General features: G+C 66.8%; 1 protein-coding gene and 1 pseudogene. Both read left to right on the forward strand.

Features of this window, described 5'->3' with window-relative positions:
* Entirely contained in the window at nt 1-7,854 is a 7,854-nt protein-coding gene (locus ACLCGK_RS30325) for an amino acid adenylation domain-containing protein (protein WP_410953513.1), read from the forward strand.
* Between the two features lie 367 nt (nt 7,855-8,221).
* Nucleotides 8,222-11,209 (forward strand): annotated as a pseudogene (locus tag ACLCGK_RS30330) (amino acid adenylation domain-containing protein); the annotation flags it as partial.

Consider the following 11,209-nt stretch of genomic DNA (forward strand, 5'->3'; position numbering starts at 1 on the left):
ATGGAACTCACTGCCGCACAACGTATCGCCCAACGTTTCGTTGGCCTCCCTGTGGAGCAACGCCAGCAGATCCTGGAAAAGATGCAGGCCACCGGCCAGAGCTTCCGCCTGCTGCCCATCGTGCCCGCGCGCCAGGGCCTGGCGCGTATTCCGCTGTCGTACGCCCAGCAACGCCTGCTGTTTCTCTGGCAACTGGAGCCTGACAGCCCGGCCTACAACGTACCGATGGCGGTACGCCTGAAGGGCGCGCTGGACCAGGCAGTGCTGCAGCAGGCGCTGGATGCGCTGGTGCAACGCCACGAATCGCTGCGCACGCGCTTTGCCTCGGAGGAGGGCGAGTTCTACCAGGAAATCCTCGAGCACTGCCCGCTGGCGCTGGAATTGCTGATGCTCGACGGTGCCGCCGATGAGACAGCGCTGAGCGTGGCCGTGGACGCCGCCCTCAAGCAGCCCTTCGACCTGCTGAGCGGCCCGCTGCTGCGGGTGACCCTGCTGCGCGTGGCCGCCGATCACCACGTGCTGGCGCTGAGCATGCACCACATCATCTCCGACGGCTGGTCCAGCGATGTGCTGGTGCAGGAATTCATCCAGCTGTACAGCGCCCTGGCCGAAGGCCGGCAGGCCGAGTTGCCGGTGTTGCCGATCCAGTACGCCGACTACGCCATCTGGCAGCGCGCCTGGCTCGAGGCCGGTGAAGCGCAGCGCCAACTGGCCTACTGGCAGGCCCAGTTGGGCGGCGAGCAGCCGGTGCTGAGCCTGCCGCTGGACTTCGAGCGCCCGGCCACGCCCAGCCAGCGTGGCGCGGTGGTGCGTGTGGACATCGGCGCCGAACAGGCCGAGGCCCTGCGCAGCCAGGCGCGCAAGGGTGGCCACACGTTGTTCGTGCTGGTATTGGCGGCCATGGCGGTGGTGCTGTCGCGCTACAGCGGCCAGGCCGACATCCGCATCGGCGCCCCGAACGCCGGGCGCAACCGCAAGGAGCTGGAAGGCCTGATCGGCTTCTTCATCAACACCCAGGTGCTGCGCGTGCAGGTGGACGAGCGCGCCACCTTCGCCGCACTGCTGGAGCAGGTCAAAGACGTGATCGGCGGCGCCCAGTCGCACCAAGAGCTGCCGTTCGAGCACCTGGTCGATGCCTTGCTGCCCGAGCGCAACCTGGCCCACAACCCGCTGTTCCAGTTCAAGATCAACCAGCACGTGGCCGCCAGCGATGCAGGGCGCAAGCGCCTGGGCGCGCTGGAGGTGGAAGGCTTTGCCCGTGACGGCGGCGATGCCCGCTTCGACCTGGCGTTCGACTTCTCGGACAAGGCCGACGGCATCGAAGGCTATTTCACCTACGCCACCGACCTGTTCGAGCAGGCCACCATCGAACGCATGGCCGCTTCGCTGCGCCAGGTGCTGGATGCGCTGATCCGCGACCCGCAGCAGGCGATCGTCGACAGCCCGCAAGTGGCGACGCTGCTGCCGGCGGCCACGCAGGCCTACCCGCACGGCGACTTCCTCGCTTTGTGGCGCCAGGCAATGGCGCAAGGCCAGGCCCACGGCGGTGTGCGTGCCGGTGACCGGTTCATGACCCAGGCCGGGCTGGAGGCGGCGTCCAACCGCCTGGCCGACTACCTGCGCCAGCACGGCGTCGGTGCTGGCAGCATCGTCGCCCTGTGCCTGCCGCGCTCCATCGAGTGGGTCGGCGCCTTGCTCGCGGTGCTCAAGACCGGCGCCGCCTACCTGCCGCTGGACACCCAGCAACCGCAGGAGCGCCTGCAACAACTGATTGCCGACAGTGGCGCCGCCGTACTGCTGCATGAGCCGGCCGACCAGCGCTTCGCCGGCCTGGACGGCGTGCAGCGGATTGCCTGCGATCACACCGCCTGGGCAACCTGCAGCGACAGCCCGGTCGAGGTGGCCATTGCCGCCGAGCAACCGGCCTATCTGATCTACACCTCGGGCTCGACCGGCCAGCCGAAAGGCGTGGTGGTCAGCCACGGGGCGCTGGCCAGCTACACCCAGGCGGTGCTGGAGCGCCTGCAACTGCCGGCCGCGGCGAGCATGGCGATGGTGTCCACCACCGCGGCCGACCTGGGCCACACCGTGCTGTTCGGTGCCCTGGCCTCGGGCCGCCTGCTGCACCTGCTGCCACAGGAACTGGCGTTCGACCCGGATGGCTTCGCCAGCTACATGGCGCAGCACCAGGTCGGCGTGCTCAAGCTGGTGCCGAGCCACCTGCAAGGTTTGCTGCAAGCGGCCCGCGCCGCCGATGTGCTGCCCGCCGAGGCATTGATCCTGGGCGGTGAGGCATGCAGCTGGGGCCTGTTGGAAAAAATCCGCGAACTGCGCCCGGCCTGCCGGGTCATCAACCACTACGGCCCGACCGAAACCACTGTCGGCGTGCTCACCTTCGAGCCGGGGCTGCCGCTGCCAGGTTGCCGCACGGTGCCGGTCGGGCGCCCGCTGGGCAACGCCTGCGCCCAGGTGCTGGATGGCTACCTCAACCCGTTGGCGGCGCAGGTGCCCGGTGAGCTTTACCTAGGCGGGCAGGGTGTCGCCCAAGGCTACCTGGGCCAGCCCGCATTGACCGCCGAACGCTTCGTGCCGACCGAGGGTGGTGCCCGCCTGTACCGCACCGGCGACCGCGCGCGGCTGACTGCCGATGGCCTGGTCGAGTTCATCGGCCGTGCCGACGACCAGGTGAAGATCCGCGGCTATCGCGTGGAGCCAGGTGAAGTCGGCCGGGTGCTGGCCGGCCTGCCTGGTGTCAACGAGGCCGTGGTACTGGCCTTGCCATTGGAGGGCGATGCCGAGCGCTTGCAGCTGGTGGCCTACGGGGTGGCCGACGCAGGCGTGACCGTGCAGCAACTGCAGGCGCAATTGCAGGCACGCCTGCCGGACTACATGGTGCCGGCGCAGATACTGCTGCTGGAGCGCCTGCCACTGACCGCCAATGGCAAGCTCGACAAGCGCGCCTTGCCGGCACCGGGCGCGGTCAGCCGTGGCTATGTGGCGCCACAAGGCGATATCGAGGAGAAACTGGCCGCAGTGTGGGCCGATGTGCTCAAGCTGGAGCAGGTCGGCAGCACCGACAACTTCTTCGAACTGGGCGGCGACTCGATCCTCAGCCTGCAGATCATCGCCCGGGCCAAACGCCAGGGCATCCGGATCACCCCCAAGCAGCTGTTCGAACAACAGACCATCGCCCAGCTGGCCCAGGTAGCCAAGCGCATCGAGGCCAAGCAAGCGGTTGCGGCCGCAGCCATGGACACCGCCACCAGCGGCGAGTTGGCATTGCTGCCGGCCCAGGCGCGTTTCTTCGAGATGGAGATCGCCCAGCCGGCGCATTGGAACCAGTCGGTGCTGCTCAAGCCGGCCAGCCCGGTGCAGGTGCAACACCTGGAGGCAGCCCTGCGCGCCGTGGTCGAGCAGCATGATGCCCTGCGCCTGCGCTTCAGCCGTGGCGAAAGCCAGTGGCAGGCGCGCTTCCAGCCGCTGGACAATGCACCACTGCTGCGCCAGCGCATCCTGGTAGTACTGAGTGAACTGGACGCCGCCGGCAACGAGGTGCAGGCCAGCCTGAACCTGGAGCACGGGCCACTGCTGCGTGCCGAACTGTTCGACTTCGCCGATGGGCAGCAGCGCCTGCTGCTGGTGGTCCATCACCTGGTGGTCGACGGCGTATCGTGGCGGGTGTTGCTGGAAGACCTGCAAGCGGCCTACCGGCAATTGCTGAACGGCCAGGCCGTGAGCCTGCCCGCCAAGACCACCTCGGTGAAGACCTGGGCCGAGCGCCTGGCCAGCCATGCCGGCAGCCCCGCATTGCAAGCACAGCGCGACTACTGGCTGCAGGCGCTGGCCGGCGACCACGCCGAACTGCCGCGTGACAACCCGCTGGGCAGCCTGGCCAACACCCATGCCCGTACCGCCGCCACACGGCTGGATGCCGAGCGCACCGCCAAACTGCTGAAACAGGCCCCGGCGGCCTACCGCACGCAGATCAACGACCTGCTGCTGACCGCGCTGGCGCGCACCCTGTGCCAGTGGAGCGCACAGGACAACGTGCAGGTACTGCTGGAGGGCCATGGCCGCGAAGACCTGTTCGAAGACCTCGACCTCAGCCGCACCGTGGGCTGGTTCACCAGCCTGTTCCCGGTGCGCCTCACACCCGGCCAGGAGCTTGGCCAGTCGATCAAGGCAATCAAGGAGCAACTGCGCGGCGTGCCGGACAAAGGCCTCGGCTACGGCTTGCTGCGCTACTTCGGTGACGCTGAAGTGCGTGACCAGCTCGAGCGAGCCGCCCAGGCCCGTGTCACCTTCAACTACCTGGGCCAGTTCGATGCCAGCTTCGATGCCGAGGCCGACGCCCTGTTCACCCCGAGCGGGGAAAGCGCAGGCCGTACCCAATGTGCCGGCGCGCAGCTGGGCAACTGGTTGAGCATCACCGGCCAGGTGTACGGCGGCGAGCTGTTCCTGGAGTGGACCTACAGCGCCGACGTTCATCACCCGGCCACCATCGAGAAGCTGGCCCAGGCCTACGGGCAGGCCTTGGCAGAGCTGGTCGAGCACTGCTGCGATGCGCGGCACCAGGGCATGACGCCGTCGGACTTCCCGCTGGCCGCGCTGACCCAGGCGCAACTGGACAGCCTGCCGCTGGAGGCCGGGCAGATCGCCGATGTGTACCCGCTGTCCCCCATGCAGCAGGGCATGTTGTTCCACACCCTTTACGACCAGCAGGCCGGCAACTACATCAACCAGCTGCGCGTGGATGTGGATGGGCTGGATGTGCAGCGTTTCAACCAGGCGTGGCAGGCCACGCTCGATGCCCACGACATCCTGCGCAGCGGTTTCATCCTGCAAGGCGAACTGGAGCAAGCCGTACAGGTGGTTCGCAAGGCCGTCGAACTGCCATGCAGCGAGCATGACTGGCGTGGCCAGCCGGCGTTGGAGCAGGCATTGCAGGCCCTGGCCGAGGGTGAACGCCAGCGCGGTTTCGACCTTGCTGCCGCGCCGCTGCTGCGCCTGGTACTGGTACGCACGGGCGATACCCGCCACCACCTGATCTACACCAACCACCACATCCTGATGGACGGCTGGAGCACCTCGCGCCTGTTGGGCGAAGTGCTCCAGCGCTATGCCGGCCTGGCGCCGCAGGCCCAGGCCACGCACTACCGCGACTACATCGCCTGGCTGCAGGGCCAGGATGCGGCCGTTGCCGAAGCCTTCTGGAAAGCCCAGCTTGCTGCCCTGGACGAGCCGACTCGCCTGGCCCAGGCCATCGCCGGCAGTGCAGGCACAAGCGGTAGCGGTCATGGCGACCACCGCCTGGCCTTCGACCCTGAGCAGACCGCGCGCATCGAAGCCTTCGCCCGGGCCAACCGGGTCACGGTCAACACCCTGGTGCAATCGGCCTGGCTGCTGCTGTTGCAGCGCTGCACCGGCCAGGCCAGCGTGTGCTTCGGCGCCACTGTCGCCGGCCGCCCGGCAGACCTGCCGGGGGTGGAAGAACAGATCGGCCTGTTCATCAACACCTTGCCGGTGATCGGTGCCCCGCGTGCCGAGCAGACCGTGGCCGAGTGGATCGGCCAGGTGCAGGCCGGCAACCTGGCCGTGCGCGAGTTCGAGCACACCCCGCTGTACGACGTGCAGCGCTGGGCGGGGCAGGGCGGTGACGCCTTGTTCGACAGCATCCTGGTGTTCGAGAACTACCCGGTGGCCGAGGCGCTGCAACAGGGTGCGCCCGGTGGCCTGCGCTTCGGCGATGTGGCCGTGCAGGAGCAGACCAACTACCCGCTGACCCTGGTGGTGGAACTGGGCACCACGCTGTCGATGCAGTACAGCCATGACCGTGCGCTGTGGAGCGACGAGAGCATAGGCCGCCTGGCTGGCTACTTTGCCAACCTGCTGCAGGCGCTGGTGGAGAATGCTGACGCGGTGGTTGGCGAGCTGCCAATGCTGGGCCTGCCAGAACAGCGACAGATGGTCGAAGGCTGGAACGAAACCCAGGCGACCTACCCGGACGAGCGCAGCATTCACCAGCTGATCGAAGCCCAGGTGTTCGCCACCCCGGATGCCCCGGCGCTGGCCTTTGGCGAGCAGACCCTGAGCTATGCCGAGCTCAACCGCCGTAGCAACCGGCTGGCGCACAAGTTGCGCGAGCAGGGCGTGGGGCCGGATGTGCTGGTGGGCATCGCCATGGAGCGCAGCCTGGAGATGGTCATCGGTTTGCTCGGCATCGTGAAGGCCGGCGGCGCGTATGTGCCGCTGGACCCGGAATACCCCCAGGATCGCCTGAGCTACATGTTCGAGGACAGCGGCATCGCCTTGCTGCTGACCCAGTCGCACCTGCATGAAGCCCTGCCGATCCCGGCCGGCCTGCGCAGCCTGGACCTGGATATCGAGAACTTCGACGGCTACAGCGATGCCAACCCGAACATCGACGTGGCCCCGCTGAACCTCGCCTACGTGATCTACACCTCCGGCTCCACCGGTCGCCCGAAAGGCGCTGGCAACAGCCATCAGGCGCTGGTCAACCGCCTGTGCTGGATGCAGAAGGCCTACGGGCTGGACGCCAGCGACAGCGTGCTGCAGAAAACCCCGTTCAGCTTCGACGTGTCGGTGTGGGAGTTCTTCTGGCCGCTGATGACCGGGGCACGCCTGGTCATGGCCCAGCCCGGCGCGCACCGCGACCCGCAGTTGCTGGTCGAAACCATCAACCACCATGGCATCAGCACGCTGCACTTCGTGCCGTCGATGCTGCAGGCGTTCATGACCCACGAAGCGGTCGAAAGCTGCGTCAGCCTCAAGCGCGTGGTGTGCAGCGGTGAAGCGTTGCCGGCCGAACTGGCCCGCCAAACCCTGCAACGCCTGCCGGCGGCGGGCCTGTACAACCTGTACGGCCCGACCGAGGCGGCGATCGACGTGACCCACTGGACCTGCCAGCCGGACGAAAGCATCAGCGTGCCGATCGGCCAGCCGATCGACAACCTCAAGACCCACATCCTCGAAGGCAGCCTGCAACCGGCGGTGCGCGGCAGTGCCGGCGAGCTGTACCTCGGCGGTGTCGGCCTGGCCCGTGGTTACCACCAACGCCCGGCGCTGACCGCCGAACGCTTCGTGCCGGACCCGTTCAGCGACAATGGCGGGCGCCTGTACCGCACCGGCGACCTGGCGCGCTACCGCGCCGATGGGGTGATCGACTACGCCGGGCGCATCGACCACCAGGTGAAGATCCGCGGCCTGCGCATCGAACTGGGCGAGATCGAGGCGCGCTTGCTGGAGCAACCGAGTGTGCAGGAAGCCGTGGTGCTGGCCCAGGACGGGCCAAGCGGCAAGCAGCTGGTGGGCTATGTGGTGCCCGCCGACAGCACGCAAGACGAAGGCGCATTGCGCGACAGCCTGCGCGAGGCGCTCAAGGCCGGTTTGCCGGATTACATGGTGCCGGCGCACCTGCTGCTGCTCGGCAAGCTGCCGGTGACGCCGAACGGCAAGCTGGACCGCAAGGCCCTGCCGCAGCCGGATGCCAGCCAGTTGCAGGGCGAGTACATCGCGCCGCAGAGTGATCTGGAGCAGCAGATCGCGGCGATCTGGGCCGATGTGCTGCAGCTGGAGAGGGTTGGCCTGGGTGACAACTTCTTCCAGCTTGGCGGGCACTCCTTGCTGGCCACCTCGGTGATCGTGCGCATCCGGGAGCAAGCGGGGGTAGTGGCCGAATTGAAAGAACTCTTCGAGTTCCCGGTGCTGGCTGACTTCAGTCGCCAGCTGGAGACCAGGGCGCCCATGGTCGATTCCACCCAGGACCAGTTGGCCAGATCCCTGGCGCTGCTCGATAGCCTGAGCATGGAAGAGCTCGATGAGCTGATTTCCTGAGGCCCTGATGTGATCCGTGCATGTGGGTAAACCCTTTCCCACAGATATGAGGCATTCCTTCAGCTGGTGGGGTCCCTGTGGGAGCGGGCATGCCCGCGAAGCAGGCGACGCGGTGGATGGCACCGGCTGCGCCGGTGTTCGCGGGCGCGCCCGCTCCCACAGGTATGGCGCAGGTTTCCGGGTCCCACAGGGGCCCTGCCAATTATTTATGTGCTGTGCCATGGGAAGTGGGTTCGGTGCAGGTTTCAGGGTCACGCTGTACCTGCACCGGGCGCTGCCTCCACCGAATTTCCATCTAAATCCATGCCACCACTCAACCGTCTAACTACGGAGGAAATTGATGAGCTGATTTCTTAGGAGATTCCCTGTGCAAGAGCTGCTCGATACGGTCGTATCGTTGTCCACCCAAAAACGTAAGGCGTTGGCAGCCTTGCTCAAGAAACAAGGCGTGAACCTGTACGGTGTCACGCCGATCTTCCCGAGGGATCCTGCAGAGCCGGTGCTGCTTTCCTACGCTCAGCAGCGCCTGTGGATACTGTCGCAATTGGGCGAGGTGGGCAGCGCGTACAACCTCTCGTCCGTCTTGCGTTTCAAAGGCCACCTGGATACCCAAGCCCTGCAGCGCAGTTTCGAGGCCCTGATCAAGCGCCACGAAACGCTGCGTACCACCTTCCGCCTGGAACGGGAACAGGCGGTTCAGGTGATCCACCCACATGTCCCTTTCGAACTGGCCGTTGAAGTGCTGGTGCAGGCCGATGACAGCTACCTGCGTCAGCGTGTCGAGGCCGAAGCCCACCTGCCTTTCGACCTGCAGCAGGGCCCGCTGTTGCGTGTGCGCCTGTTGCGCCTGGCAGCAGACGAACATGTGCTGGTGCTGACCCTGCACCACATCGTCTCCGACGGTTGGTCGATGCCGGTAATGGTCAACGAGCTGGTGCGGCTCTACCACGGCTACAGCCAGGGCCAACCCGTGGAGTTGCCGACACTGCCGGTGCAGTACGCCGATTACGCCACCTGGCAGCGCAACTGGATGGAGGCCGGCGAGCAGGAAAAGCAACTGGCCTACTGGACCGCGCAACTGGGAGAGGAGCAGCCCGTGCTGGCGCTGCCCACCGACCGCCCGCGGCCCGCCGTGAGCAGTCATCAGGGCGCACGGATAAAGGTCGCGTTGGACCAGCAACTGGCCGGGGCGCTCAAGCAGCTGGCCCAGCAGCAGGGCGTGACGCCGTTCATGCTGTTGCTGGCCAGCTTCCAGACGCTGCTGCACCGCTACAGCGGCCAGCCAGATATCCGCGTCGGTGTACCGGTTGCCAACCGCAACCGGGTCGAGACCGAGCGCCTGATCGGCTTTTTCGTCAACACCCAGGTGCTACGGGCCGAGTTCGACCTGCAGATGACCTTCATTGACCTGCTGCAGCAGGTGAAGCAACGCGCACTGGGCGCCCAGGCCCATCAGGATCTGCCGTTCGAGCAGTTGGTCGAGGCCTTGCAGGTCGAGCGTAACCTGGGCCACAGCCCGCTGTTCCAGGTGATGTTCAACCACCAGACCCAGGCCAAGGGTGAACGTGTTGGTTTGCAAGGGCTGCAGATGGAAGAGCTGGTCTGGGACAACCATACCGCCAAGTTCGACCTGGCCCTGGATACCTTCGAGCACGAGCAAGGCATTGGCGCGGCACTGACCTACGCCACCGACCTGTTCGACGCCGCGACGATCGAGGGCATGGCCCGGCATTGGCTGAACCTGCTGCAGGGGATCGTATGTGAACCTGGGCAGCGGGTTGCCGACCTGCCGCTGCTGGACGAGCCTGAACGGCACATCATCATGCGCGGCTGGAACGCCACCGAAGCGGACTACCCGGCAGGGCAAAGCATCCATCAGCTCATCGAAGCCCAGGTCCTCGCCACCCCGGACGCCCCGGCGCTGGCCTTTGGCGAGCAGACCCTGAGCTATGCCGAGCTCAACCGCCGTAGCAACCAGCTGGCGCACAAGCTGCGCGAGCAGGGCGTGGGCCCGGACGTGCTGGTGGGCATCGCCATGGAGCGCAGCCTGGAGATGGTCATCGGTTTGCTCGGCATCGTGAAGGCCGGCGGCGCGTATGTGCCGCTGGACCCGGAATACCCCCAGGATCGCCTGAGCTACATGTTCGAGGACAGCGGCATCGCCTTGCTGCTGACCCAGTCGCACCTGCATGAAGCCCTGCCGATCCCGGCCGGCCTGCGCAGCCTGGACCTGGATATCGAGAACTTCGACGGCTACAGCGATGCCAACCCGAACATCGACGTGGCCCCGCTGAACCTCGCCTACGTGATCTACACCTCCGGCTCCACCGGTCGCCCGAAAGGCGCTGGCAACAGCCATCAGGCGCTGGTCAACCGCCTGTGCTGGATGCAGAAGGCCTACGGGCTGGACGCCAGCGACAGCGTGCTGCAGAAAACCCCGTTCAGCTTCGACGTGTCGGTGTGGGAGTTCTTCTGGCCGCTGATGACCGGGGCACGCCTGGTCATGGCCCAGCCCGGCGCGCACCGCGACCCGCAGTTGCTGGTCGAAACCATCAACCACCATGGCATCAGCACGCTGCACTTCGTGCCGTCGATGCTGCAGGCGTTCATGACCCACGAAGCGGTCGAAAGCTGCGTCAGCCTCAAGCGCGTGGTGTGCAGCGGTGAAGCGTTGCCGGCCGAACTGGCCCGCCAAACCCTGCAACGCCTGCCGGCGGCGGGCCTGTACAACCTGTACGGCCCGACCGAGGCGGCGATCGACGTGACCCACTGGACCTGCCAGCCGGACGAAAGCATCAGCGTGCCGATCGGCCAGCCGATCGACAACCTCAAGACCCACATCCTCGAAGGCAGCCTGCAACCGGCGGTGCGCGGCAGTGCCGGCGAGCTGTACCTCGGCGGTGTCGGCCTGGCCCGTGGTTACCACCAACGCCCGGCGCTGACCGCCGAACGCTTCGTGCCGGACCCGTTCAGCGACAATGGCGGGCGCCTGTACCGCACCGGCGACCTGGCGCGCTACCGCGCCGATGGGGTGATCGACTACGCCGGGCGCATCGACCACCAGGTGAAGATCCGCGGCCTGCGCATCGAACTGGGCGAGATCGAGGCGCGCTTGCTGGAGCAACCGAGTGTGCAGGAAGCCGTGGTGCTGGCCCAGGACGGGCCAAGCGGCAAGCAGCTGGTGGGCTATGTGGTGCCCGCCGACAGCACGCAAGACGAAGGCGCATTGCGCGACAGCCTGCGCGAGGCGCTTAAGGCCGGTTTGCCGGACTACATGGTGCCGGCGCACCTGCTGCTGCTCGGCAAGCTGCCGGTGACGCCGAACGGCAAGCTGGACCGCAAGGCCCTGCCGCAG

This window comes from Pseudomonas sp. S1(2024) (assembly GCF_046557535.1).